The sequence below is a fragment of the Bradyrhizobium sp. UFLA05-125 genome (assembly GCF_059803515.1).
Genome location: NZ_JBANBJ010000018.1, coordinates 68,330 through 92,395, shown reverse-complemented (window position 1 = coordinate 92,395; position 24,066 = coordinate 68,330). Strand labels below are relative to the sequence as shown.

The following is a 24,066-nucleotide window of genomic DNA, read 5'->3' as shown; positions in this document are numbered from 1 at the left end:
CATTCCGTCCGTCTCTGTCACACTAGCTCTGGAGATACACCGATGGTGACCACTCAAGTTCAACTTGTGCGCCAGGACACCAATCGCCCCACGAGGCAGCAGCCCGTTGCGCGTGAAGTCGCGCGACTGCTCGCGTCGATCAATGAACTGGCGCCGGAGATTGTCGCTCGCGCTGGCGAGATCGAGAGCGCCCGACGAATTCCTGCCGACATCACCGACAGGCTGCGACAGATGGGCTTCTTCCGGACCATGCTGCCGCGCAGCCATGGCGGGTTGGAGCTGAGCGTGCCTGAGGTTCTGCCGCTGATCGAAGCCTTGTCTGCGCTCGACGGTTCGCTCGGCTGGGTGGCCGGGATCGGAACGACGTCGCAGATGTTCTGCATGCGGGCGCCGCGGGGAATATTCGATCGTATGTACAAGAATGGAGCCGATGTGCTCGTGGTCGGGGTGGGCACGCCCGCCGGTCGGGGTGAAACGGTCAATGGCGGTTATCGAGTCTCAGGACGCTGGCCATTCGCCAGCGGCTGCCAGAACGCGCAATGGATCGCCGGTCATTTCGTCGTCCACAAGGACGGGGCGCCGGTGATGTCGGGCGCGCGGCCATTGACGCGCGCTGTCGTGCTTCCAGCGGAGCGCTGGCACATCGAGGACACATGGCAGGCCTTCGGACTGACAGGCAGCGGCAGCCATCATGTGACCCTCGATAATGTCACCGTCTCCGAGGCCGAGTGTTTCGATCTGCTTCATGGACCTTCATGCGTGCCGGGGCCGTTCGCGGGTGCCATCGCGCCGTTCATCGGAGACCTTCATGCGGCCGTCCCCATCGGTATTGCGACCGGCGCAATCGCCGATCTCGTCGCCATGACCGGTGGTGGCCGCCGCCAGCTCTTCGCGCCCGCCGATCTCAGGGATTCGCCTGTCTTCCAGCACGAATTCGGCCGGCTCGATGCCGGGCTGCGGGCGGCACGTGCGCTCCTGCAGGTTCAGGCGGAAAACCATTGGGATCGCGCAATCGCGGGCGTGCTCGATGACAAGACGGATTTTGCCGAGAGCCTGCAGGGTAACGCCTGGATCCACGCGACCTGCGCCGACGTCGTCAGCGGCTGCCATGGGCTCGGCGGATCCTCCGTCGTGTTCAACGCATCACCGCTGCAGCGGCGGTTGCGCGATGTTCACGCCGCGAGGCAACATGTCTTTGCCCAGGAGCGGTTTTATGCGCGCGCTGGTGCACACGCGCTCGGCTTCCCTCCGGTCGATCCGGTTTCGGGACAATAGTGCCGCGGTAAGATGGAAAGGAGTCCCATCTGCTTTTCACGCGGTCCTCAATACTGTTGGACTTTCCTGGGATGCGATGCGCGCTGCTTGAAGAGATGGCGCCTATTCATATCGCAGTACGTGTTCCATCGGCCGGATGCTGACGCCAGGCACTGCTCTCTTGTCTGGTAAGAACAGTCACCGGAGGCGCCAAGCCCTCCGCCAAAGACACACCAGGGATAATCGTGTGCAGCATGAGCCGTGGTAACGGCTGCCAATAGCGTCAGTGCGACCAGGATCGTGCGCATCGTTGCTCCAACGGAAAGCGGGGCGGATATGACGGTCGCGAGAGGGCACCGAAACGACAAGACGACCGTTGAGCTAGATCAAACGTTTCCGGGCTCGTAGCCGTTCCCGTGGTGCGTTATTCCGTTGCCAAATTTTTCTGTTGCCAAATTATTCCGTTGCGAAGACCCGAACACCGGCCATCCACGCAGCCCCATTTCGAAAGTTGAAGTGCAGCGCCGGCTGGCCAAGGAGGCCAGCGCGACGCGACAAATGAATACACGAGCGATGCGACTTCAACGGAGCTATTTGACAGGTATCCTGATTTCGCCCAGCCCCTCGATTCCTCCCGTCATCACCTGGCCGCGCTGCACGGGGCCGACGCCTTCCGGGGTGCCCGTCATGATGATGTCGCCGGGTTTGAGCACCATCGACTGCGAGCAGATCGAGATGATGTCCGGCACGGGCCAGATCAGCTTTGAGATGTCGGAGTCCTGCTTGAGCGCACCGTCGACGGCAAGCCAGATGCGCCCGGCGTTTGGATGGCCGACCTCCGAAACCGGTCGCAGCGGGGCGATCGGCGCCGACAGGTCAAAACCCTTGCCCCAGTCCCAGGGACGGCCCTGCTCACGGGCCTGAAGCTGCAGATCGCGGCGGGTCAGATCGATGCCGACGCCGTAGCCCCAGACATGATCGAGCGCGCGAGCGACGGGGATGTCGGTGCCGCCCTGGCCGATCGCGACGATCAGCTCGATCTCGTAGTGGAAGTTGCTGGTCTGCGGCGGATAGGGAACCGTCGTTCCGTCGTCCACGACCGTGTCCGCGGGCTTCATGAAGAAGAACGGTGGCTCGCGATCGGGATCGCGCCCCATCTCGCGCGCGTGCGCCGCATAGTTGCGTCCGACACAGATGATCCGGCGCAGCGGAAAGCGTGCCGACGAATTGTGGACCGCGACCGACGCATGCGGCGGCGGCGGCAGAACGAAATCAGAGTGAGTGTTGGCGTTAGGCATTGCCGCGGTCCTCCCGGAAAAGATGCAGGGCTTCCTGAATGGGTCGATCGGAATAGGAGAAGATCACGGCGTCGCCGTCGATCGCTTCGTGACGCACGCGATGCCAGGAGGGGACGACGAAGATGTCGCGCTTGCCCCACTCGACGACGATGTCCTCGCCGGATCGCGATGAGATGACACTGCGCCCCCTGCCCTCAATCGGCACGAACACGGTCGCGTCGGTCGAGCGGTAAGCCGTCGTTGCAAACCCCTTCGGCAGGAGCTGGATGAAGGTCGCCATGGTGGCCATGGCGTGATTGCCGGTGATCGGGTTGGTGTAACGCATCTTGAGTCCGTGGCATGCGTCCCAGGCCGCGCCACGTCGCAAGCGCTCGAGCGACTCGCGCGTTCGCGCATAGGGATAGTTGAACACCGGCGAGGTGCCGCCGCCTCCCCTGTGATCGACGGGAAGCAGGTTATGGCCGTAGCGGGCGTCGCTGTCCCCGACGGGACGGGTGATCGGCTGCTCGTCGACGTCGAGATGTTCGGCAAAGGATGCATCGAGCATCTGAATGACGGGAATATCGAGACCGTCGAGCCAGAACACCGGATTGGGGCTGGGGTTGCCGTGATCGTGCCAGGCCCAGGGCGGCGTGATGATGAAATCGCCCTCGTGCATGATGGTGCGTTCGCCGTTCACCGCCGTGTAGGCGCCCTCGCCTTCGAGGATGAATCGCAGCGCGGATTGGGTATGGCGGTGGGCCGGCGCAACCTCACCCGGCATCACCAGTTGCACGCCGGCATAGAGATCCGTGGTGATTTTCGACTGGCCGCGAAGACCGGGATTTTCGAGGACCAGAACCCTCCGCTCCGCCTCCTTGGCGGTGATGAGACTTCCGGCCTCGAGCATATACGCCCGGATCTCATCAAAGCGCCAGGATGCCGCCCGACACGCGCTTCTCGGTTCGGGCGTGACGAGATCGGCCAGCGACAGCCATAGGGCCGTCAGGTTCCTCTTGTCGATCTTGTCATAGAAGGCCCGGCGTTCCGGCGTATCGGCGGTTGGGGCCATGATCGTATCGTGGGACATCGTTTGTCTCGCTGTGATTGAGAACAAGATGGTTAGTGATGCAGTGTCGCGGCCGACGACACGAGTGCGAGCGCCGGCTCTCGTCTGCGAAGCGCGATCACCGCCAGTCCCGCCAGAATTGCCGGCACCGCCGCGGTCAAGACGACGGACTGCGCGGTCCATCCGAAGCCGAGCAGCACGCCACCTGCGACCGGGCCAATGATCGATCCGATGCGACCCACGCCCAGCGCCCAGCCGACCCCGGTGGAGCGGATCGCGGTCGGGTACAGGCTTGCCGCGAGCGCGTTCATGCCGATCTGCGCGCCGACCACGCCAAACCCGGCGAGGAAGGTCGAGATCATCAGCGTCCACACATTGGAAGAACCGAATGCGATACCCGCAATGAAGAGCGCGGAGGCCGAATAGGCGCCGCCGAGCACGAGATATGGATCGAGCCGATCGACGAAGCGGCCGAGAACGATCGCGCCGACGACGCCTCCGGCGTTCAACACCGCCGTCGAGAGGATCGCGATGTTGAGGGGCAGGCCGCTCGCCTTGAGCAGCGAGGGCATCCAGTTCACCAGGAAGTACATGACGAGCAGGTTCATGAAGAACGCGATCCAGAGGAGCGCCGTCATGGATGCGCGGCCTTCCCCAAGGAGCTTCGTCACCGGAAATCCGGGCGCTTGCGAACCATGCATGACATAGCGGCTCGCCGCCGTCGCCGCGATGGTCGGGTCGAGCCTGACGAGCAACCATGCGATCCGCTCGTCTGCGACGTCGCGTGTCATCAGATAGCGGATCGATTCGGGCAGCCAGATCAACAGCACGATCAGGGTGACGAGGGGAAGCACGCCGCCCACGACGAAGACCGCTTGCCAGCCGAGCGCACCGATCAGCGGCGCACTGATCACGCCGCCGATCGTCGAGCCCAGCGGAAAGCCGCAGAACATGATGGCGATGAGCAGCGCGCGCATCCGCTTGGGCGCGTATTCGCTGGTCAGCGCGATGATGTTGGGCATCGCGCCACCGAGTCCAAGGCCCGTCAGGAAGCGGTAGACCAGAAGCTCGTTCAGCGTGGTCGCGCGCGCCGTGACGAGCGCGAAGATGCCGAACAGCAGCACCGAGAGCAGGATCACGCTTTTCCGACCAAAACGATCGGCAGCCGGGCTCAGGACGAAAGCACCGACCGTGAGCCCAGCCAGGCCCGCACCGAAGATCGGACCGAAGCCGGCCATGGCGATCCCCCATTGCTCGGCAATCACGGGCGCGACATAGGCGATCGCCTGCGTGTCGAAACCGTCGAGCAAGGCGATCCATGCGCAAAGAACGAGGATCAGAAGCTGGAGGCGTCCGAACCGCGCCTCTTCGATGACCTCGGTAACGTCTACAATATTCGCAGCGGACATCACGAACTCCAGTGAGCCTGTGTTTCTAAGCCGGTGACAGTTCTGTAAGCTTGGGGAAGTGGAGCTGGCTGCCTGGTCAGGCCACCAACGGGGCGCTACGCAGCTTCTGCCGATCGATCTTGCCCGTTCCTGTCTTCGGCAGATCGGACCGGTATTCGATCAGGCGTGGATATTTGTAGGGAAGCAGCTTTGACTTGACGTGATCCTGCAGCTCCCGCGTCAACGACTCGCTCGCCACATGACCGTCCCGAAGGATCACGAACGCTTTCGTGGTCATGCGGCGATCGGGAAGCTCGAGGCCAAGCACCGCGCATTCCCGGACTGCGGGATGATCCGACAGGCAGAGCTCGATCTCGACCGGGTAGATCCACTGGCCGCTCACCTTGATGAGATCGTCGACGCGACCGACGAAAGTGAAGAAGCCGTCGGCGTCCTCGACGAGCCTGTCGCCGGTCCAGATCCACCCCTCCTCGCGCATGGTCTGCTCGGTCTTGTCGGGCCGGTTCCAGTAGCAAGGCGCGTTGGAGTGACCGCGGACCCACATCACACCTTCTTCGCCTTGCGCGACGGGCTCCCCCTCGGGCGTGGTCAGTCGGATCTCGTATCCCGGAACGCGCTTGCCGGCGGTCCCGGTTTTCTTCTGTTCGTGCGTGTTTGAGAGATAGATGTGCAGCACCTCGGTCGATCCGAGTCCTTCGACGATCTCGAGCCCAAAGCGTCGCCGCCAGTCGTTGAAGATGTCCTGCGACAGCACTTCGGCGGCCGACAGGCAGAGGCGCACGCTCGACAGGTCGGCGGTTTCGATGCGGGGATGATGCAGCAACGCGTTGTAGAGCGTCGGCAGGCCAAAGAAGAGCGTGGGCCTGAATTTTTCGATCAAGTCCAGAACCGCATTCGGTTCTGGCCGCCCGGCGAGCAGGACCGTGCTGGCGCCGACCGAGAACGGGAACGTGATCGAATTGCCGAACCCGTAGGCGAAGAAGATCTTCGGCACGGAGAAACAGATATCGGTCTCTTCGATTCCCAGGATGTGACGGCCGAAACTATCCGCCGTGTAGGCCATGTCGTGCTGGAGATGTACGATGCCCTTTGGCCGGCCGGTGCTGCCCGAGCTGTACATCCAGAACGCCATGTCGTCGCGGCTCGTGGGCGCGGCGTCCAGTTCCGCGGGAAACTGGGCGAACCATTGGTCGCCGTGCAGCATCTTGATCGAGGACGGTTCGCACGCGGCATCGCCGTTGACGACGACCAGCGCGCGCAGCGACGTTCCCGCAATCGTCTCCTGGTCGAACAGGGCAGCATATTCGGCGTCGACGACCGCGACCGGTGCGGCCGAGTCCTGAAGATAGAAGCCGATGAGTTCCTTCGGCGAGAGCGTGTTGATCAGCATCGGCACGAAGCCGGCGCGGATCGCGCCGAAGAACGCGGCGGGATAGGCCGCCGTGTCGTTCAGCAAGAGGAGCACGCGGTCACCGGCGACAAGTCCGAGCGACGTGAGCGCGTTTCCGCATTTGGCGGCCTTGGCGCACAGTTCGCCATAGCGGGTGTTGCCGGTCGCGGCAAAGATCGCGACCTTCTCGGCACGACCCGCTTTGAGATTGTCGAAGAGGATCTCGCTGGCGTTGTAGCGCTCGGCGATTTCGAAGCCGATCTCCCGCGCGCCGGGCGAATTGTCGGGCACGTGGTCCACGATCGCGTGGTCGATTCCGTCCGTCATGGAAACGCTCCTCATCATCGCTTACGTGCTGGAGACCAATGAACTGGCGTCGTAACGCGCCATGAAGCCCGGCGACATCGCGCGGAGCTGATTGTCGTCGATCCGTCCCGAACGGGTGATGTAGCTGTAGCCGAAATCCAGCGGCTTTAGCTTCATGTGCTCGGCAAAGCGCTCGTACCAGGCCGCGCTCGTTTTTGCGGCCTTGACCAATTTCTCCACCACCGGTCGGCGCGTGGCCTCGTAGTCTTCCAGTGCACGGCGGACGCTGTGCGGCTCGCCGTCCAGCGCATTGACGAGGGCGATGACGTCCTCGAGCGCGAGGCGCGTGCCAGATCCGATCGAGAAGTGCGCGGTATGGAGCGCATCGCCGACGAGCACCATGTTGCGGTGCGACCAGCGATCATTCCACAGCCAGGGAAAATTCCGCCAGACCGATTTGTTATTGACGAGCGGATGTCCTTCGAGCGTGTCGGCGAACACCTTCTCGCAAAGGGCCCTGCTCTCTTCCTCGGTCTTCTCCGCAAAGCCGGCGCGCAGCCATGTGGCGCGATCGCACTCGACGATGAACGTGCTCATCGTCGGCGAGTAGCGGTAGTGATGGGCGTTGAAGCAGCCGTACTCGGTTTCGACGAAGGTCTGGGTCAGCGTCTCGAAGCGCTTGGTGGTGCCGTACCAGGCGAACTTGTTGTCATCGTATGAAAGGGACGTCTTGAAGTCCCCTTCATGGGTCCTTCGGATCAGAGAGTTCACGCCATCGGCAGCGACGATCAGGTCGTATCCCGCGAGTTCATCGACGGAGCGCACGCCCGTGCCGAAATTCAGATTGGCGCCGGCGGATCGTGCGCGCTCGGTCAATTGCGTGATGAAATCGAGTCGTCCGACCGCGGAGAAGCCGACACCGTCGAGCGCGACGCGCTCGCCACGGTGAACGAGCGTGATGTCGCGCCATGTCTCCATGCGCGCCGAGACGGCTTCGGCCGTTTCCGGATCATCGGCGCGAAGGAAGTCGAGCGCCTTGTCGGAGAAGACGACGCCAAATCCCCAGGTGGCCCCTTCCGGATTCTGCTCGAAGACGTCGACGTGGTCGCCGGGATGCCGACGCTTCCACAAGTAAGCGAAATACAGTCCCGCAGGACCGCCCCCCAGCACAGCAATGCGACCGAGCCGCATGACTTTCCCTTCCCTGTTGCTTTGCTAACCGCATTCTTATTGCGTATTATGCAATCGATTTCTCGATATGCAATACATTTTTGCATAGTGAGGAAATATTTTTCTTATAGGGAATGCAGCCGGCAAAGCTAAGCTTCGGTCCGGCGTCATGCGGCAGGAGGGTCTTCGGATGTTTGAGACAGCTTTCACGATCGAGTGGGGTGATTGCGACGAAGCCGGAATCGTCTTTTATCCCAACTACTTCTATTGGTTTGACTGCACCTATCAGCGCTGGCTGCGGAGATGCGGATTGAGCCAGCGGGAGCTCAAGCGCCGCTTCAAGAGCGTCACGCCGCTGGTCAATGTCGGCGCCCAATTTGTGGGGCCCGCCCGTTACGACGATGAGCTGGTGGTCCGCGCAGAAGTCGCCGAGTGGCAAGAGCGGCGGTTTCGAATCGACTACAAGCTGTCGGTCGGAAACGTGCAGATTGCGAGCGGCTTCGAACAGCGCGCCTGGGCCTCTGTCACGGACACAGGCGAGCTCCGCGGCGCGAGCGTGCCGCAAGAGTTCAAGGACATGTTGGGATGAAACGGACGCGCCCGAAAGATACTGATGAAGAGAGCGGCGGGACGGCCCCCGGCGGCATCCAGGCTCTCGACGCCGCGCTTTCGGTTCTGCGAGTCCTGCGATCCTTTGACGGGCCGGCGACGCTGTCGGATATCGCGCGCGAAGCCGGCATGCCACCGAGCAAGGTGCATCGCTATCTGGCAAGCTTCATTCATGCGGGCCTTGCCGTGCAGAAGGAGCGCTCCGGCCGGTATGACCTCGGCCGCGAAGCAGCGGAGCTGGGTGTTGCGGCCATCAGCCGGAACAACTTCGTCGTCCGTGCGTCCGAAGAGCTCGAGGAACTGGCTGCCGTGACCGGACAAGCCGCGCTGCTTGCGGTCTGGAGTCACAATGGCCCTACCGTGGTCAGGATGGAGAGAGGTCCCCATCTGACGACCACGTCGATCGGTCTTGGCAGCACGTTCCCCCTGCTCGACTCCGCGACCGGGCGCATCTTCCTGTCCTACCTGCCGTCTCAGCAGCTGGCCGCGCGGTTGCAAAACGAACTCGCGCGCGCCGCTTCTGAGGGCGTAAGCTGGCCGGATCTCAATCCCGACCTGGAAAGCGTCGAGGCACTGACGACGAAAGTCCAGCGCGAGCGTATCGCCTATGTCGACGGACGTTACATTCCGGGCCTGAGTGCGATCTCGTCCGCGATCACGAACTGGCAAGGCGAGATCGAAGTCGCCGTGACCTTGTTCGGAACGCACAGGGATTTGCTGCAGCCGGATAGCCCAGCGCGAGGCGCCTTGATCGATTTTGCCGCGCGTCATTCGATCGTCCCGCCGGCCCAACTCGGCAATTCGCGCGGCATGCCAGCGCGATAACAAGAGGGAAAGAGCAGGAGCTCGGCCCCACACTGCCACCGTCGTCTCCAATTGACACCGGTCTCGCTTGTCGGCACGGTTCATGTCCGCGAGCATGCGGGAACGACTTGCAGATTCGGCGGCGACGGCCTGCAAAACCGCAGCATCGCAAGACGACCCTCGGGGCACTCAAGCCGCATCGGCGCAGCTGCTGAAGTAGACAGATGGCTCCATCGAGAACGGATATTGGCCGGCTTGACCTGCGGATAGGGCGTGATCCGTCGCACGTCGCTGCTCATCCGCCGGCGGAAGATCACGTTGCAGATGACCAGGATCTGGAATCAGGCGCCGGGCAAAGCAACGCACCAACTGTTCGTCCGGTCGACGAAGCTTTTGCCGTGTCATCCGCGCACTTCGGCTCCGGGGGAGATGAGTCGGGAGACGTGACCGCCTTTGGCAGATGGGTGGCGCGAGGACGCAGCATCTGGCGCAGGCATCTCCAGCGCGATGACGTCCCAGAGACGACCGGGCAGTCGAGAGGGAACCTCGAGCGCTGGTTGCTCGCATTGCTGAGCGTCGTCGTCATCGTGAGTTGCGTTTGCGTGACCATTGTGTTCACGCAGGTCAAGTCGCTCAAAGCGGAGATCGCAACGCTGCAACGCGAGATCATCGCGCTCAAGCTGCACATAGCCAGGCTCGATCAGATCGCAAGCGCCAACGAGGCACGTGACAGGCCAAGCAGCGAAACACCGAGGCCGCCGGCGGAGACTCGTCCCGACCAGGGCTCGCTCATCCTGTCGCGCGAAGAGATTCAGCTGATCAGAGACTTCATCAAGCCTGCCCCAATTGCGGCGTCCGCGACTGAACCGATCAAGGTCGGCGATCCCGTCGCGGGAGAAACCATCCCCTTCCCTTCCCCAATCACGGACAAGGTGCGGAAACTGCTTGGCGCGAGATTTACCATTCGCAACGGCGTCATCGTCATCACCCGGAACGGCCGCCAGGTTGATGCCGTGATCGGGCCCAATTGACGAGAGGCGGACTTCGGGACTGCGGTGAGTAACCGCCTGCTAAGGTCCTCACCCCAGATCGTCAAACACGCGACGAAGATTGCCCTTGTGGCTGGCGAGAAGATTCGCCGCTTCCGTCTTGTCGTATCCGAGCACGACGAGGGCGGCCAACTTGATGTCGCCGCCGGTCGATTCCAAGGCAGAGGCAGCTTGCTCTTCACTGCAACCGGTGATGCGGGCGACCATTGCGTCGGCCCGACGCTTCAGCTTTGCGTTCGTGGGCAGCATATTGACCATCATGCCGCGGTAGACGCGACCAAGACGCAGCATGATGCCGGTCGACATCAGGTTGAGGACGATCTTTTGGGCGGTGCCGGCCTTCATCCGCGTTGAACCAGCGATGAGCTCAGGCCCGGTCTCGACGAGCACCGGATATTTCGCTGCTGCAAGCAGCGGGGCCTGGCGGTTATTGGCAATGCCGACGGTCACGGCCTGATACCGGCCGGCCTGGCGCAATGCGGCCACGGTGAACGGGGTCGTTCCGCTCGCCGCAACCGCGATGACGACGTCGTGCGACGACAGCCTTGCGGCATCGATCTGGGCGATTGCGTCGTCGACATCGTCTTCCGCGCCTTCGACGCTGGTGACAAACGCGCTCTCGCCGCCGGCGATGATGAAGTGGACGCGCTGCTGAGGCCAGGCGAAGGTGGGCGTCAGTTCGGCGCCGTCCTGGATGGCCACCCTGCCCGACGTTCCTGCGCCGACATAGACCAGGCGCCCGTCATCTCCGAGGGCTTCCGCCGCGGCATCGGTCGCCGCCGCGAGCGCAGGAAGACATTGGCCGACGGCTGCGACTGCTGCGAGTTGACCTTCCCACATCGCTTCCAATGCGGCGGTCCCCGACCATGCGTCCAAATCCGTGAAGCGAGGATCGACGGCTTCAGTTGCATTGGCGCGATCCGTTCGTTTCATGGGTTCATTCCACCGTAGCGCGACGACTCTGAGGTGCCCGTGGCCGGCCTGGCGCGGGCCAAAGGCATGTCGCCGTTCGTATCCATGGGAATGCCAGCGCGACCGGAGAGCTAACTTGGATCCCGGCACATCGGTTCCCGTCCGGTGGGAGCCACTGGCCACGCAGACGGTTGGTCCCGCTGCCAAAATAATCTCAAAAACGCGGAAAATTGAACCCGCGAACGGTTCTCAAAAAAATGCCGTGCCTGAAGGCACGGCCAGTTTCAGGGAGCAAACCGGCGCGCTGGCAGCCCGCTAGAGCATGATCCGGAAAAGTGCGGAGCGGTTTTCCGGAAAGATCATGCTCAAACAACAACCTAAAGCGCGATGACGATTCATCCTAACCTCATCGCGCTTTAGCGGGGCCGCATTCCATCGCGGCGGAGTTCGGGATCGCTCAGTGGTCCATATCAGGCCAGGCTCACCATTTGAGGGCTGCGGTGCGGACCGGGTGGTCCCACAGCGCCGTCGCCTCGGCATCGAGCAGGCTCAAACTGAGCGAGCAGCCGGCCATGTCGAGCGAGGTGACGTAGCTGCCGACCAGTGAGCGGGTGATGCGCACGCCGCGCTTCTCGAGCAGCTTTCGCGCGGCGTTGTACATGAGATAGAGCTCGATCGTGGGCGTACCGCCGAAGCCGTTGACCAGCAGCAGAGCTTCAGTGCCCTCACGCGCACCGAGATCTTCCACGATAGCCGTCGCCATCTCGAGGGCGATGGCGTCGGCGCGCTCCAGCTTGACCCGTCGACGGCCCGGCTCGCCGTGAATGCCGACGCCCACCTCCATCTCATCCTCGGCGAGCGCGAAGGTCGGACCGCCCGCGGCCGGGACGGTGCAGCTCGTCAGCGCCACGCCCATCGAGCGCGTCCGCGCATTGACGCGCTCGCCGAGCGCAACGCAGCCGGCGAGATCAAGGCCCTTCTCGGCCGCCGCACCGACGATCTTCTCGACGATCAGCGTCCCCGCGACGCCTCGGCGACCGATGCTGTGGGTGGAGTTCTCGACCGCGACGTCATCATCCGTCACGATGGTCGCGATGCGGCCTTCGGCGATCTCCGCCGCCATCTCGAAGTTCATGCGATCGCCCGCATAGTTCTTCACGATGAACAGCACACCGGCCTCGCTGGCGACGGCCTGGGCGGCCTCGACGATCTGGTCCGGCGTCGGTGACGTGAAGACCTGCCCCGGACAGGCGGCGTCGAGCATGCCGTAACCGACGAAACCGGCATGCAGCGGCTCGTGCCCGCTGCCGCCGCCGGAAACCAGCGAAACCTTCCTCCGGTTGAGCTCACGGCGATGCACGAATTTGCGCTCCGCGCCCAGCGTGACGAGATCGGCATGCGCGGCAGCAAACCCATCCAGGCTCTCCGCCAGGACGTCGTCGACGGAATTGATGAACTTCTTCATGCGACCCTCCCCATCACTTATGCCTCAGTTTCCTGCCTCATTCTTTTTCCTGCATGATGGCAATCAGCCGGCGCGCGAACTCCTGGAGCAGCGCGTCGAGCTGAGCATTCCGCTTGCCGCTGCCGAGATCGGGCAAATGCAGCGTCAAGGTCCGCTCGTGCGGTCCTTCGGTCAGACGGCTGATCCTGCGCGGATGCGCGCGCGCATAGGCGCGCAGAAAGGCCGCCTTTGCCTGCGGAGGAAAGTGGCAGACGTCGAAGATCGTGTTGAGATGCTGCACCGGGATCGGCACTGGATAGGCCGGATTGGAGATCTGGCTGACGAAGCTCCGGTTCTTTCCCATGGCATGGGCGAGCCGCAGCCGCATTCCCGAGGGGCGCTTGTCCAGGACCTCCTTGAAGATGCGCTTGTAGACGGCAACCGCGCCGGCCTCCGCCGGTTCATCGACAACGGCGTCAGTCAAGTTTTCCACCTCCGCTGCCCAGACGATCGATCGTTTGCTTGATTTGCGCAAGCGCCGATACATTCACGGACAGCTCCCGAAGCCCGCAATCGAGCAGCGCGGGAATGCAGCGCGGATCGCTCGCCATGTCGCCGCACAGGCTCACCGGGATTCCGGCGCGCCGGCCGTGCTCCGCGGTCCGCGTGATCAGTTCGAGAACCGCCGGGTGCAAGGGATCCAGCAGCGGCGCGAGAGCGCCATTCGAGCGGTCGCAGGCGAGGACATATTGCGCAAGGTCGTTCGAACCGATCGAGAAGAAGGCGCTCTTGAAGCTGGCGATCGAAAGCGCCGCCGCGGGCACCTCGACCATGATTCCGAGCTCGGGAAGCAGCGCCGCGGTGCCTTTCGCCTGCAAGTCCTGCACGATGTCGGCGAACAGCTTTCGTGCCGCCTCGACCTCGTGGGCTGAAGTGACCATCGGGAGCATGACCTTGAGATTCCCGCGCACTGCCGCACGCGCCAGCGCGCGGAGCTGAACCGCAAAGATCTCCGGCTGGGCGAGACAAAGGCGAAGGCCGCGAACGCCGAGGAAGGGGTTTGCCTCGCCGTCCGGCGTGAAGCCCGGCACCGGCTTGTCGCCACCTGCGTCAAAGGTACGGATCGTCACCGGACGCCGCTCGGCCCAGCGCAAGACCTGATCGTAGACCTGAAACTGCGTCTCCTCGTCAGGCAGGCCGCGCTCCGACAGCAGAAACTCGGTGCGCATCAGGCCGACGCCGTCGGCATATTGCGCGTCCGGATAGTCGAGGTCCTCGACGCGCTGGATGTTGATGAGGAGCTTGATCCGTTCGCCGCGCCAGGACGCCGCTGGCCGCCGGAGGATGGCTCGCGCGGAAGCCCTGCTCTTGCGGTGAAGCTCCCGCCGCTTCTCGAACAGGCCGACCTGCTCCGCGCTGGGATCGAGCTCGAGCGTTGCGCCCTCGCCATCGAGCAGCGCCGAGGTCCCCGCCGCCGGCACCGCGCCGAGCTGCACCACCATCGGGATGCCGCGGGCGCGCGCCAGCATCGCGACGTGGCTCGTCGGACTGCCGCGCAACAGCGCCAGGCCGCCGCCATCGGACCAGTCGATCTCGAGGAAGCGCGAAGGCGGCAGATCGTCGGCGCAGACGACCGCTCCGCTCGGAATCCTCAACGCATGGCCCTCGCCACCGCGCAAGATGTTCAACACGCGATCGCGAAGGTCGGCAAGATCGGAGCTGCGCGCCTTCAGATACTCGTCCGGCGCCGAATTATAGTCGGCGATCTGCTCGTCGAGCGCCGTGCACCAGGCGGCATCCGCGGGCTCGCCCTCGCCGATCGCTGCCAGGATCGCGCTGACCAAGTCCTCGTCCTCCAGCAGCGCGACCTGGAATTCCAGGATTTGCGCGGCTTCGCCCCCGGCGATTGCGGCAAGCTCGGCGATCTGCCGGCTCGCGGTATCGATCGCACTTCGCAACGCCAGCGCTTCATCGACCAGGGTGCCGGCGACCCGCTCGCCGTTCGCGCCCGCATCGACCCGGATGAACGGCCCCTGGGCAAAACCGATGGAGGCGGTTCTGCCACGGTAGGCCGGTCCTGAAGCGCTGTCTCGCATGTTACGCAATCCCGTCTGGGAAATCGGATGCAATCAGATCGATCAGCGCCGCGACGGCAGCTTCCGCATCGCTGCCCAACGCCTTGATCTCGATCATGCTGCCATGGGCGGCGCGCATGGCCATGATCTTGGCCACGCTCTTGGCATTGATCCACTCGGCCGCGCCGGCAACGCGGACGGAAATCTGCGCCTCGAACTTCTTGGCGAGCTTGGTCAGCTTGACCGCGGGTCGCGCATGCATGCCGACCGCGTGCACCAGTTGCACGTTGCCCGTGAAGATCTGTCCGTTCACGTTTGAAGTTTCCAGCATCGTCATATTCCATCTTCGCTTCGCCGAACTGTTGTCAGTCGGCAGAGAGTTCCTCGGCCACCGCCCGCACCTCTGCCAGCGAGCTGCCGCCAGCCGCCTCAGTCGCCGCCATCACGGCGCCTTCGACGATCGGCGCGTTGCAGACGACAACGAGATCCCGCCGCTCAGGGTCCAGCATTTCGACCGCCATCTCGCTGTTGGTCTCGGCGCCGCCAAGATCGACGAGGATTGCAACGCCCTTCGGCGACCAGGCGTCGTTGATGGCATCGACGATCAGGGCCACGCTGGTTCCCAACCCGCCGTCGGGATTGCCGCCGCAGAAGGCGACCCTGACCTCGCTGCCGACCATCTGCCGCACCATGTCGGCGGTGCCTTTGGCGATGTCCTTCGAATGCGAGACGATCACGATACCCACGGTGTCGTTCATGGCCGCCCCTCGAGGCTCGCGCACACCGCTTGCAGAAGGACGCAGCTCGACCGTGCACCGGGATCGACATGCCCGACACTTCGCGGTCCGAGGAACGAAGCCCGTCCCTTGGTCGCCTGCATCGGCGCAGTCCGCTCGGCGGCCTCGGCGGCCGTGGTGCGAATGCGCTCGACGATGTCGGGGCGCCCGGCATCCGTCTTCAACGCCTCCAGGACAGGAACGAGCACGTCGAGCATCGTCTTCTCGCCGGCGTGAGAGCGGCCGCGCCTGCTCACCGCGTCGACCCCGCTCGCAAAGACTTCGGCGAGATCGTCTGGCAAATGCTTGTCATGCGAGAGCGCTTCACCCGCTGCAAGAAAGAAGCTGCCGTAAAGGGGGCCCGACGCGCCGCCGACGGTCATCACCAGCGTCTTGCCGATCGTCTTCAGAGCCTCGTCGAACGGCTGCGCGGAGATCGCATCGAGCTTGCCGAGCACGGCCTCGAAGCCGCGCTTCATGTTCGTGCCGTGATCGCCGTCGCCGATCGCCTGATCCAGGCTCGTGAGCTCCGGCGCGCTGGCGATGACCTGCTCGGCGGCCACCTTGACCAGCGATTTGAATGTCTCGGGTTGCAGCGACATTGAATGATCCTCAGTGAACCATGGCGTTGATGCGTTGCCCAACGCCGTCGAAATAGAGCGGATGCTTCAGGTGCAATTCGACCTCCTGACCGACCTGGAGCGGCTGGCCCGGATCCGCGAGCGTCACCAGCGTCTGCCCCTTATAGTCCAGGTGAACGTGATTCTGCTCACCCAGATGCTCGACCCGATGCACGCGGCCGATCAACCGCCCGCCATTGCGCGCAGCGATCTGCAGATGCTCGGTGCGGATGCCAATGGTCTCGGTCCCGGGTGGAAGGACTATCTCCGAAACAAGGCGTGCCGGAAGAAGGTTGATCTGAGGCGTGCCAAGCCGTGATGCGACGTAAGTGCTGGACGGGCTCTCGTAGATTTCCCGCGGTGTGCCGAGCTGGAGAAGCTGGCCTTCCTTGATCACGCCAATGCGCGTGGCCATGGTCATGGCCTCCACCTGATCGTGCGTCACATAGAGTATGGTTGCACCGAGCTCGACCTGGATCCGCTTGAGCTCGAGGCGAAGCTCAGCCCGCAGCTTCGCATCCAGCGAGGATAGCGGTTCGTCCATCAGGTAGATCGACGGATCCCGCACCAGGGCGCGGCCGATGGCGACGCGCTGCATCTCACCGCCGGACAGGCGGGTGGCGCGGTTGTTCAGCTTGCTGGCGATGTGCAGAAGCTCGGCGGTCTGTTCGACGCGCTTGCGGATGACCGGCTCCGGAACGCGGCGCGCCGGCGAGCGCAGCGGAAACGCCAGATTGTCGTAAACCGACAGGTGCGGGTAGAGCGAGTATTGCTGGAAGACGAACGCGATGTCGCGCGATCCCGGAGGATCGAGCGTGACGTCGCGGCCATTGATCATGACCGAGCCCGAATCGGGTTGCTCGAGCCCGGTGATGAGCCGCAAGGTCGTGGTCTTGCCGGCGCCGCTCGGGCCGAGCAGGACGAGAAACTCGCCGTCGTTGACCGCAAGCGACAGCTCGCGCACCGCCTCGATCGCACCGAAACGTTTGTTGATGTTGCGCAGAATGACGTCAGCCATGGCGAGCGCCTCCTCCGTTCGCGGTGCGGATCGCAAGGCCGCTGCCGGCATCGAACAGCGCCAGCCGTTCGGAGTGAAATTCGAGACCGACCGTCTCGCCGATCTGGACCGGCGTGGCTGACGGCAGCCGGGCCGCGACGCGCCCATGCGCAGTGTCGACGGTGACGATCTGGTTGGTGCCGAGATACTCCGCGCCGAACACCTCGCCACGAACCGGCGCCGCATCGGTGAAGCGGATATGCTCCGGACGGACGCCGAGTACCAGCGGCGCGCTGGCACGGTCCTCGCGGATCTCTGGCACGGCGATGTCGGTGTCATGGAAGCTGACGGCGCGATCGCCACAATGCAGGCCGCCTTCAAAGCGCAGGAAGTTCATCGGCGGCGAGCCGATGAAGTCGGCGACGAACATGCTCGCGGGCCGGTCGTAGATCTCCTGCGGCGTGCTGATCTGCTCGACGCGTCCCTTGTTCATGACCGCGATCTGATCCGCCATCGACATCGCCTCGAGCTGGTCGTGCGTCACGTAGATCGTGGTCGCGCCGATGCGATCATGGAGATCGCGGAGCTCACCGCACATCAGATGGCGGAACTCGGCATCGAGGGCCCCGAGCGGCTCGTCCATCAGGAAGGCCTTCGGCCGCCGCACCATCGCCCGACCGAGCGCCACGCGCTGGCGGTCGCCGCCCGACAGCTTCGAGGTCTTGCTCGACAACAGGTGCTCGATCCGCAGCAGCCGCGCGGTCTCCTCGACCCGCTGGCGGATTTCGCGCCGGCCCATGCCCTGACACTTGAGGGGAAAGCCGATATTGCCCGCGACGTTCATGTGCGGATAGAGCGCGAAGAGCTGGAACACGAAGGCAATGTCGCGCGCGGATGCACGGTCGAAGGTCACGTCCTCGCCATCGAGCAGGATCTTGCCCTCGGTCGGTAGCTCGAGACCGGCGATCATGCGCAGCGTCGTGGTCTTGCCGCAGCCGGAGGGGCCGAGCATCGCAAAGAAGGTGCCGTCGTCGATCGTGAAATTCGAGCCTTCGACGGCCGTGAACTGATCGAACGATTTGCGCAGGTTTTCGACGCGGATCTGTGCCATCTCTGCCGCCCTATTCCGGAAAATGGCTCACGACGACGTAGCCGAGCGTGCCGGCCAGGATCGTCACGAACGAGTAGCTAAAGAGATCGAGCGAGAACGGCTGCACCAGCATCACGATGCCGACGCCGATCAGGATCGTGGCGCCCGTCTCCCAGGGCCCGCGCCGGAACCAGCGCATCAAGCCGCCATTGGCAATCGCAGAACCGCTCATTTGCGTACAGCTCCGAAGGTGATGCCGCGCAACAGATGCTTGCGCAACAGAACGGTGAACAGGACGATCGGGACGACGAACAGCGTGGTCGCGGCGGCAACGGCCGGCCAGTCCTGTCCGCCTTCGCCGATGATGAAGGGGATGAAGGGCGGCATGGTCTGGGCTTCGCCGCTGGTGAGCAAAACCGCGAAGGCATACTCGTTCCAGGAGAAGATCAGGCAGAAGATTGCGGTTGCCGCAATGCCCGTCACCGCCTGCGGCAGCACCACCTTGCGCAGCGCCTGTAGTCGCGTGTAGCCGTCGACGAGCGCCGCCTCCTCATATTCGCGCGGTATCTCGTCGATGAAGCCCTTCAGCAGCCATACCGCGAGCGAGACGTTGACCGCCGTGTAGAGCAGGATCATCCCGAGCCGGGTGTCGGTCAGATTGAGCTGGCGGTACATCAGATAGATCGGGATCGCGACCGCAACGGGCGGCATCATCCGCGTCGACAGGATGAAGAACAGGAGATCGTCGGCAAGCGGAATGCGAAATCGCGAGAACGCATAAGCTGCGAGCGTGCCGAGGAAGACGGCGAGGAAGGTCGAGCCGAAGCCGATGATGAGCGAATTGACGAAGCGCGGCACGACCTTCGAGGGACCGGCGATCACCATGTCGTGCTGGCGCACGAGCTTGTCGTACCAGGTCTGCGGCGGCGGCAACTTTGCGATGAAGTCCGGCGTCTGCCGCGTACGCACCGTAAACAGGTTCACATAGCCCTCCAGCGTCGGCTGGAACAGCACCTTGGGAGGATAGGCGATCGCATCGCTCTGCGACTTGAACGCCGTGGCAACGATCCAGACCAGCGGCAGGATCGTGATCACCGCATAGAGGATGACCAGGCTGCCGGCCACCGCCTTTGCGCGCGACGAGGATTCGACGATGGAATGAGCAGTGGATTTGGCGATAGCGGCGGTCATCGTTGCTTCACCTTGTTGAGCACCTTGACGTAGATGTTGGCTGCGCCGAACACGGTCACGAACAGGATGATGGCGAGCGCGGAGGAATAGCCGGTGCGCCATTTCTCGAATGCCGCGCGCTTCAGCGTGATCGAGACCAGCTCGGTGGTCGATCCCGGTCCGCCCGAGGTCAGGAGGTTGACCATGTCGAACATCTTGAAGTTCTCGATCGCACGGAACAGGACGGCGAGCATCAGGAACGGCACCGTCATCGGCAGCGTGATCGACCAGAACTGGCGCCAGGCCGAGGCACGATCAACTTCCGCAGCCTCATAGATGTAGTCGGGAATGGAGCGCAGCCCGGCGAGGCAGATCAGCATGACGTAAGGCGCCCACATCCAGGTATCGACGAGGACGATCGTCCACGGCGCCAGCGCGACCTCGCCGGTCATGCTGAACGAGCTCGGCGGCACGCCGGTGAACAGGCTGATCAGGTAATTGAACGGTCCGATCTGCGGCTGGAACAGCAGGGTCCAGAAGTTGCCGACGACCGCAGGCGACAGCATCATCGGCAGCAGGATCATCGTGGTCCAGAAGCTGTGACCGCGAAACTGGCGGTTGATGAGCAGCGCGAGCCCAAATCCGATCACCACCTGTAGCGCCACCGACGAGATCACGAACTGCGCCGTGGTCTGCAGCCTGATCCAGACATCCTCGTCGGTGAGAATGTCGGTGAAATTGTCCAGCCCGACGAACCGCAGCGGCAGATAGGACATGCTGAGGTTGAGGCTCGTGAAGGAGAGCCTGATCATCCAGACCAGCGGAAAGATGTTGATCGCGAGCAGGAGCACAATCGTCGGCGCGACGAACAGCCAGGCGATGGCCCGGTCCGACAGGCCGCGGACGCGCCGCGTGGCACGAGATTTGGCGGGCTCGCTCACGCCGGGGATCGTAACATGATCGGGTTGCAGAATCGTCGTCATCTTGTCCATCGGCTGGCTGGTTCGGCTTCCCCGGGACACTTTCTCCCCCGGGGAAACCAGTTAGGTCGATGCGGGATGCGTGTACCTGCGTTTATTGCGAGGCGACCTGCTTGCCCTGCTCCTTGAAGACCTTGGTCCAATCCTTGACGAGGAGATCGAGCGCCTGCTGCGCCGTCCCCTTGTCGGCAACGACGTAGTCATGCACGCGCTTCTGCATGTCGAGCAGGAGCTGGGCGTAGGACGGCTCGGCCCAGAAATCCTTCACGATCGCCATCGACTCCAGGAACTGCGGAGCGAACGGCGCGCTTGCGGGGAAGTCAGGCGCGTTGACGACGGCCTTCAGCGCCGAGTAGCCGCCGATCTGCCACCACTTCTGCTGCACGGTCGGCTGCGCGAACCACTTGATGTAAGCGAGCGCATCGTCCTTGCGGTCTGACGTCGCGACGACCGAGATACCCTGCCCCCCGAGCTGGGTGAAGTGTCCGTTCGGGCCGGCCGGATTGACGAAGAAGCCGATCTTGTCGCCGCCGACGTTCGGGTCCTTGTAGAGCCCGGGGAAGAAGGCGAACCAGTTCATCTGCATCGCCACCTGGCCGGACTTGAAGGCGTCGAGACCTTCCTGCATGTAGGCGTTGGTCAGGCCCGGCGCCGTGCAGCACTTGTAGAGCTCCTTGTAGAACTCCAACCCCTTTGCGGCATCAGCCGAGTTGACGAAGCCCTGCATCTGATACGGCTTCTTCGGGTTCTCGTAGCTGAAGCCGTAATTGTAGAGCACATTGGTCACGCCCATCGTGATGCCTTCGGAGCCGCGCTCGGTGAAGATGTAGGCGCCATAGACCTTCTTGCCGTCGATCTCGCGGCCCTGGAAGAACGCGGCGATCTCCTTCAGCTCGTCAAAGGTCTTGGGCGGCGCGAGATCGCGGCCGTACTTGGCCTTGAACGCCGACTGAATGTCGGGCCGCGAGAACCAGTCCTTACGATAGGTCCAGCCCACCGCATCGGCCATCGCCGGCAGCGCCCAGTAATTCGGCGAGTTCTTCGGCCACTGCGAATAGCCGACGACGGTCGCCTGGACGAAATCGTCCATCGAGATCTTCTCCTTGTCGAAGAAGTCGTTGAGCTTGACATACCACTTGTTCTCGGCGGCGCCGCCGATCCACTGGCTGTCGCCAATGATCAGGTCGCAGAGCTTGCCGTGCGAGTTGAGCTCGTTGAGGAAGCGATCGGCATAGCTCGTCCAGGGGACGAACTCGTATTTCATCTCGATGCCCGATTGCTTGGTGAAGTCCTTGCCGAGCTCGACCAGGGCATTGGCCGGATCCCAGGCTGCCCAACACAGGGTGAGCTGCTTTCCTTGCGCTGCGGCTTCACTGCCGCCCGCGACCACCAGCGCGGCCGCCCCGAGGACCGCAGACGTCACTGCACCACTAAGCCATTTGAGTCTTCGCATGTCCGTTTCCTCTCTATCGTTGAACCACCGAACCCGCCTGGCACTCGCCTTTTTCGGAGCGACGCCAAGACCCTGAAACCGAGTTGATGAGCGATGAGATGATGGAGAACGAGACGGACCGCGCCCGGAAACGGGTCCGGACGGGCTGGGCTCCTCCCACACATCAGCTCGATGCGCGATGTTTATTTTTTTGTATTACTAAACCTATTACTAAATTCTCGAGCCCGTCAAGCCGGTTTCGGCGCGCTCGACGAAAAGATCACCGCAACCGCATTCAGCCGCGAACTTGCTGCGATGCAGCGGAATAGCCGCAGTCTAGGAAGATTCTCTTCGCGTCATTGAACGCAGGCCGCACCAACGCAGCCTCGCTCCGCGCGGTCGAAGCGCAGCGATTGTGTTTAGCAAACTGTTTTACTGAACGTTCAATGCAGCGCCAGTTCCGACGCTCTGTCGTCGTCTGCCGTCACTCCGGCAACTGCGCTACAGTCAAAAAGGGGGATGGCCTGATCATCGTTCACTTCAGGAGCCTGCATGTCCACGGCAATCTCGGTACTCGGCGGCGTCGGTCTTTTCCTGCTTGGCATGACCGTGATGACGGAAGGCCTGAAGGCGCTGGCCGGCTCCGCCCTGCGCACCGTGCTCGGCAGGGCGGCCGCGACGCCGCTGCACGGCTCATTCTGGGGCGCCGTCGTCACGCTCCTGGTGCAGTCATCGAGTGCAACGACAATGACGACGATCGGTCTCGTCAGCGCTGGCCTGTTGACGTTCCAGCAAGGGTTGGGGCTTGTGTTCGGCGCCAATATCGGCACCACCGGAACCGGCTGGCTGGTCGCGCTCATCGGCGTCCGCGTCTCGCTCACCGCCGCGGCACTGCCGATGATTTTCGCCGGCGCGTTGACCAAGCTTCTCGCTCGCGGACGAATATCCGGTGCCGGCGCCGCCCTCGCCGGATTTGGGCTCGTGCTTTTCGGGCTGACGACCTTGCAGCAGGGCATGGGCGGGCTCGCCGAACGATTGCACCCGGCAGACCTTCCTGCCGTTCTCGCCGGTCCCGACGGGCGGTGGTGGTCGGGCCTGCTCGGCGTGCTGGTGCTCGTCGTGATCGGCCTGGTGATGACTGCGCTGATGCAGTCGTCAACGGCCGCCGTCGCGGTGACCTTGTCAGGTCACTTCGCCGGTGCGATCGGGCTGGACCAGGCCTGCGCGTTGATCATCGGCCAGAATATCGGAACGGCAACGAGTTCCGCCCTCGCCGCAATCGGCGCGAGCACGACCGCGAAGCGGCTGGCCATTGCCTATGTTCTCTTCAAGCTCATCGCAGCCCTGATCGCGCTCGTGCTTTTTCCTGTCACCATCCCACTGCTCGTGCGCGCCTCGGACAGCATCGACGGCGTCACGCTGCTGGCCGGATATCACACCGCGTACAACGTCGTCGGCGTTGTTGTCCTGCTGCCGCTGGTCAACCAGTTCACGCGCCTGGTCGAGCGCATCCTGCCCGAGCGCGGCTCGCCGCTCACGCGGTGCCTCGATCCCTCGGCACTCGTGACTCCAATCGTGGCCGTCGAAGCGGCGCGCCGCACGATCGCGCGCGTACTCGTAACGGTATGCGCGTGGGTGGAGGCGGCACTGGCTGGTCGCGCTGCACCGGTTCGTCTCGGGAGAGACGCCGTATCGCTGCAGGACGCCGCCGAGGCCCTGCGCCAGGCACAAATATTTTTGTCGGAAGTGACCGGACCGCCTGACACCGAGGACGAGCAACGGCGTCTGACCAGCACACTGCACGCACTCGACCACGCGTCTCGGCTGACCGATGTGGCGAATGCCGGCATCAATTTCGCTTCGGTGAAGGATGGACCGGAGGACATCCGCGCAGAAGAACTATGCGCCGAAGTGATGCGGAGCGCAGCCGCGATTGCACGCGGCGTGGCGGTGCCATCGCAACCGGCCGCGCCGGTCCCGCATGGCACCGACGCCATGGCCGGTCCGCGCGCGATCCAGACGGACGAGGCCATCGCCGAGCTCGAGCGCTGCACGACAGAACTTGACGAAGTGCTGCGCCGCCACCGCAGCGCAACCCTCAGCGCGGTCGCCAATGGCGCCTTCACCACGGATACCGCACTCGTTCGCGTCGAAACCGTCCGCAGCCTCCGGGCGATTTCGCATCATGCCTGGCGTTCCGCGGCGCACCTTGTCGACCGCGGCTAGTCGTACC

The 24,066-nt window shown here is 63.5% G+C and carries 24 protein-coding genes; 5 read left to right on the top strand and 19 right to left on the bottom strand.

Translation table 11 applies throughout. From position 1 onward, the window contains the following. Positions 1-42 precede the first annotated feature (42 nt). Complete coding sequence (locus tag SO156_RS18390) at positions 43-1,275, top strand: acyl-CoA dehydrogenase family protein (RefSeq protein ID WP_498535781.1); 1,233 nt, start codon at positions 43-45, stop codon at positions 1,273-1,275. A 47-nt stretch (positions 1,276-1,322) separates the two neighbouring features. Here SO156_RS18390 and SO156_RS18385 read toward each other — a convergent pair whose 3' ends face one another. The 6 genes from SO156_RS18385 to SO156_RS18360 all read right to left on the bottom strand — a co-directional run bounded on the left by SO156_RS18385 (position 1,323) and on the right by SO156_RS18360 (position 7,896). Continuing rightward, positions 1,323-1,562: a DUF3551 domain-containing protein gene (locus tag SO156_RS18385; RefSeq protein ID WP_458147503.1), complete on the bottom strand. Its 240-nt coding sequence runs from the start codon at positions 1,560-1,562 to the stop codon at positions 1,323-1,325. 282 nt (positions 1,563-1,844) lie between these two features. Then, the gene (locus tag SO156_RS18380) at positions 1,845-2,552 is read right to left on the bottom strand and encodes a fumarylacetoacetate hydrolase family protein (RefSeq protein ID WP_498535780.1); all 708 of its coding nucleotides are present in this window, start codon (positions 2,550-2,552) and stop codon (positions 1,845-1,847) included. Beyond that, entirely contained in the window at positions 2,545-3,603 is a 1,059-nt protein-coding gene (gtdA, locus tag SO156_RS18375; protein WP_498535813.1) for a gentisate 1,2-dioxygenase, read from the bottom strand. Before gtdA ends, SO156_RS18380 begins: the two co-directional genes overlap by 8 nt. 50 nt (positions 3,604-3,653) lie before the next feature. Further along, a complete protein-coding gene (locus SO156_RS18370; RefSeq protein ID WP_498535779.1) occupies positions 3,654-5,009 on the bottom strand; it encodes an MFS transporter in 1,356 nt (451 codons plus the stop codon). A gap of 76 nt (positions 5,010-5,085) precedes the next feature. Beyond that, on the bottom strand, positions 5,086-6,726 hold the full coding sequence (locus SO156_RS18365; protein ID WP_498535778.1) for a benzoate-CoA ligase family protein: 1,641 nt from the start codon (positions 6,724-6,726) through the stop codon (positions 5,086-5,088). A gap of 21 nt (positions 6,727-6,747) precedes the next feature. Next, complete coding sequence (locus SO156_RS18360; protein ID WP_498535777.1) at positions 6,748-7,896, bottom strand: FAD-dependent monooxygenase; 1,149 nt, start codon at positions 7,894-7,896, stop codon at positions 6,748-6,750. Between the two features lie 169 nt (positions 7,897-8,065). Here SO156_RS18360 and SO156_RS18355 point away from each other — a divergent pair, with 169 nt between their 5' ends. The 3 genes from SO156_RS18355 to SO156_RS18345 all read left to right on the top strand — a co-directional run bounded on the left by SO156_RS18355 (position 8,066) and on the right by SO156_RS18345 (position 10,319). Continuing rightward, positions 8,066-8,464, top strand: coding sequence for an acyl-CoA thioesterase (locus tag SO156_RS18355; protein ID WP_498535776.1), 399 nt, complete (start codon positions 8,066-8,068; stop codon positions 8,462-8,464). Further along, a complete protein-coding gene (locus tag SO156_RS18350; RefSeq protein WP_458147498.1) occupies positions 8,461-9,309 on the top strand; it encodes an IclR family transcriptional regulator in 849 nt (282 codons plus the stop codon). The genes SO156_RS18355 and SO156_RS18350 overlap by 4 nt, the downstream gene beginning before the upstream one ends. A 422-nt stretch (positions 9,310-9,731) precedes the next feature. Beyond that, positions 9,732-10,319 (top strand): hypothetical protein, encoded by a 588-nt coding sequence (locus SO156_RS18345; RefSeq protein WP_498535775.1) that lies wholly within the window; start codon positions 9,732-9,734, stop codon positions 10,317-10,319. Positions 10,320-10,367: 48 nt separating this feature from the next. Here SO156_RS18345 and SO156_RS18340 read toward each other — a convergent pair whose 3' ends face one another. From SO156_RS18340 to SO156_RS18280, 13 genes are all read right to left on the bottom strand, one after another. Beyond that, a complete protein-coding gene (locus SO156_RS18340) occupies positions 10,368-11,270 on the bottom strand; it encodes an N-acetylmuramic acid 6-phosphate etherase (RefSeq protein WP_458147496.1) in 903 nt (300 codons plus the stop codon). 460 nt (positions 11,271-11,730) lie between these two features. Next, on the bottom strand, positions 11,731-12,714 hold the full coding sequence (gene dhaK / locus SO156_RS18335) for a dihydroxyacetone kinase subunit DhaK (protein ID WP_498535774.1): 984 nt from the start codon (positions 12,712-12,714) through the stop codon (positions 11,731-11,733). Positions 12,715-12,751: 37 nt separating this feature from the next. Then, the gene (locus tag SO156_RS18330; RefSeq protein WP_027526250.1) at positions 12,752-13,177 is read right to left on the bottom strand and encodes a hypothetical protein; all 426 of its coding nucleotides are present in this window, start codon (positions 13,175-13,177) and stop codon (positions 12,752-12,754) included. Further along, positions 13,170-14,789, bottom strand: a complete 1,620-nt coding sequence (gene ptsP / locus SO156_RS18325; RefSeq protein ID WP_498535773.1) for a phosphoenolpyruvate--protein phosphotransferase — start codon at positions 14,787-14,789, stop codon at positions 13,170-13,172. Before ptsP ends, SO156_RS18330 begins: the two co-directional genes overlap by 8 nt. A 1-nt stretch (position 14,790) precedes the next feature. Beyond that, complete coding sequence (locus SO156_RS18320; protein WP_458147493.1) at positions 14,791-15,099, bottom strand: HPr family phosphocarrier protein; 309 nt, start codon at positions 15,097-15,099, stop codon at positions 14,791-14,793. 34 nt (positions 15,100-15,133) lie between these two features. Beyond that, complete coding sequence (gene dhaM, locus SO156_RS18315; protein WP_458147492.1) at positions 15,134-15,526, bottom strand: dihydroxyacetone kinase phosphoryl donor subunit DhaM; 393 nt, start codon at positions 15,524-15,526, stop codon at positions 15,134-15,136. Further along, positions 15,523-16,146 carry a dihydroxyacetone kinase subunit DhaL gene (gene dhaL / locus SO156_RS18310; RefSeq protein ID WP_498535772.1) on the bottom strand — a complete coding sequence of 208 codons (624 nt, stop codon included), beginning with the start codon at positions 16,144-16,146 and terminating at the stop codon, positions 15,523-15,525. The genes dhaM and dhaL overlap by 4 nt, the downstream gene beginning before the upstream one ends. Before the next feature lie 10 nt (positions 16,147-16,156). Then, positions 16,157-17,182, bottom strand: coding sequence for an ABC transporter ATP-binding protein (locus tag SO156_RS18305; protein WP_458147490.1), 1,026 nt, complete (start codon positions 17,180-17,182; stop codon positions 16,157-16,159). Next, positions 17,175-18,272: an ABC transporter ATP-binding protein gene (locus tag SO156_RS18300; protein ID WP_458147489.1), complete on the bottom strand. Its 1,098-nt coding sequence runs from the start codon at positions 18,270-18,272 to the stop codon at positions 17,175-17,177. Before SO156_RS18300 ends, SO156_RS18305 begins: the two co-directional genes overlap by 8 nt. A gap of 10 nt (positions 18,273-18,282) precedes the next feature. Continuing rightward, complete coding sequence (locus SO156_RS18295; protein ID WP_458147488.1) at positions 18,283-18,483, bottom strand: hypothetical protein; 201 nt, start codon at positions 18,481-18,483, stop codon at positions 18,283-18,285. After that, on the bottom strand, positions 18,480-19,442 hold the full coding sequence (locus tag SO156_RS18290) for a carbohydrate ABC transporter permease (RefSeq protein ID WP_498535771.1): 963 nt from the start codon (positions 19,440-19,442) through the stop codon (positions 18,480-18,482). The genes SO156_RS18295 and SO156_RS18290 overlap by 4 nt, the downstream gene beginning before the upstream one ends. Further along, positions 19,439-20,413: a carbohydrate ABC transporter permease gene (locus SO156_RS18285; protein ID WP_498535770.1), complete on the bottom strand. Its 975-nt coding sequence runs from the start codon at positions 20,411-20,413 to the stop codon at positions 19,439-19,441. Before SO156_RS18285 ends, SO156_RS18290 begins: the two co-directional genes overlap by 4 nt. 82 nt (positions 20,414-20,495) lie before the next feature. After that, positions 20,496-21,854, bottom strand: coding sequence for an ABC transporter substrate-binding protein (locus SO156_RS18280; RefSeq protein WP_498535769.1), 1,359 nt, complete (start codon positions 21,852-21,854; stop codon positions 20,496-20,498). Between the two features lie 531 nt (positions 21,855-22,385). On the opposite strand from SO156_RS18280, the gene SO156_RS18275 reads away from it, so the two are divergent. Further along, positions 22,386-24,059, top strand: coding sequence for a Na/Pi cotransporter family protein (locus tag SO156_RS18275; protein ID WP_498535768.1), 1,674 nt, complete (start codon positions 22,386-22,388; stop codon positions 24,057-24,059). Positions 24,060-24,066 lie beyond the last annotated feature (7 nt).

Bases quoted from the DNA above. Each gene is read 5' to 3' on its own strand.
- SO156_RS18390 (WP_498535781.1), top strand. From the start codon at position 43: ATGGTGACCACTCAAGTTCAACTTGTGCGCCAGGACACCAATCGCCCC.
- SO156_RS18385 (WP_458147503.1), bottom strand. From the start codon at position 1,562: ATGCGCACGATCCTGGTCGCACTGACGCTATTGGCAGCCGTTACCACG.
- SO156_RS18380 (WP_498535780.1), bottom strand. From the start codon at position 2,552: ATGCCTAACGCCAACACTCACTCTGATTTCGTTCTGCCGCCGCCGCCG.
- gtdA (WP_498535813.1), bottom strand. From the start codon at position 3,603: ATGGCCCCAACCGCCGATACGCCGGAACGCCGGGCCTTCTATGACAAG.
- SO156_RS18370 (WP_498535779.1), bottom strand. From the start codon at position 5,009: ATGTCCGCTGCGAATATTGTAGACGTTACCGAGGTCATCGAAGAGGCG.
- SO156_RS18365 (WP_498535778.1), bottom strand. From the start codon at position 6,726: ATGACGGACGGAATCGACCACGCGATCGTGGACCACGTGCCCGACAAT.
- SO156_RS18360 (WP_498535777.1), bottom strand. From the start codon at position 7,896: ATGCGGCTCGGTCGCATTGCTGTGCTGGGGGGCGGTCCTGCGGGACTG.
- SO156_RS18355 (WP_498535776.1), top strand. From the start codon at position 8,066: ATGTTTGAGACAGCTTTCACGATCGAGTGGGGTGATTGCGACGAAGCC.
- SO156_RS18350 (WP_458147498.1), top strand. From the start codon at position 8,461: ATGAAACGGACGCGCCCGAAAGATACTGATGAAGAGAGCGGCGGGACG.
- SO156_RS18340 (WP_458147496.1), bottom strand. From the start codon at position 11,270: ATGAAACGAACGGATCGCGCCAATGCAACTGAAGCCGTCGATCCTCGC.
- dhaK (WP_498535774.1), bottom strand. From the start codon at position 12,714: ATGAAGAAGTTCATCAATTCCGTCGACGACGTCCTGGCGGAGAGCCTG.
- ptsP (WP_498535773.1), bottom strand. From the start codon at position 14,789: ATGCGAGACAGCGCTTCAGGACCGGCCTACCGTGGCAGAACCGCCTCC.
- SO156_RS18320 (WP_458147493.1), bottom strand. From the start codon at position 15,099: ATGCTGGAAACTTCAAACGTGAACGGACAGATCTTCACGGGCAACGTG.
- dhaM (WP_458147492.1), bottom strand. From the start codon at position 15,526: ATGAACGACACCGTGGGTATCGTGATCGTCTCGCATTCGAAGGACATC.
- dhaL (WP_498535772.1), bottom strand. From the start codon at position 16,146: ATGTCGCTGCAACCCGAGACATTCAAATCGCTGGTCAAGGTGGCCGCC.
- SO156_RS18305 (WP_458147490.1), bottom strand. From the start codon at position 17,182: ATGGCTGACGTCATTCTGCGCAACATCAACAAACGTTTCGGTGCGATC.
- SO156_RS18300 (WP_458147489.1), bottom strand. From the start codon at position 18,272: ATGGCACAGATCCGCGTCGAAAACCTGCGCAAATCGTTCGATCAGTTC.
- SO156_RS18295 (WP_458147488.1), bottom strand. From the start codon at position 18,483: ATGAGCGGTTCTGCGATTGCCAATGGCGGCTTGATGCGCTGGTTCCGG.
- SO156_RS18290 (WP_498535771.1), bottom strand. From the start codon at position 19,442: ATGACCGCCGCTATCGCCAAATCCACTGCTCATTCCATCGTCGAATCC.
- SO156_RS18285 (WP_498535770.1), bottom strand. From the start codon at position 20,413: ATGGACAAGATGACGACGATTCTGCAACCCGATCATGTTACGATCCCC.
- SO156_RS18280 (WP_498535769.1), bottom strand. From the start codon at position 21,854: ATGCGAAGACTCAAATGGCTTAGTGGTGCAGTGACGTCTGCGGTCCTC.
- SO156_RS18275 (WP_498535768.1), top strand. From the start codon at position 22,386: ATGTCCACGGCAATCTCGGTACTCGGCGGCGTCGGTCTTTTCCTGCTT.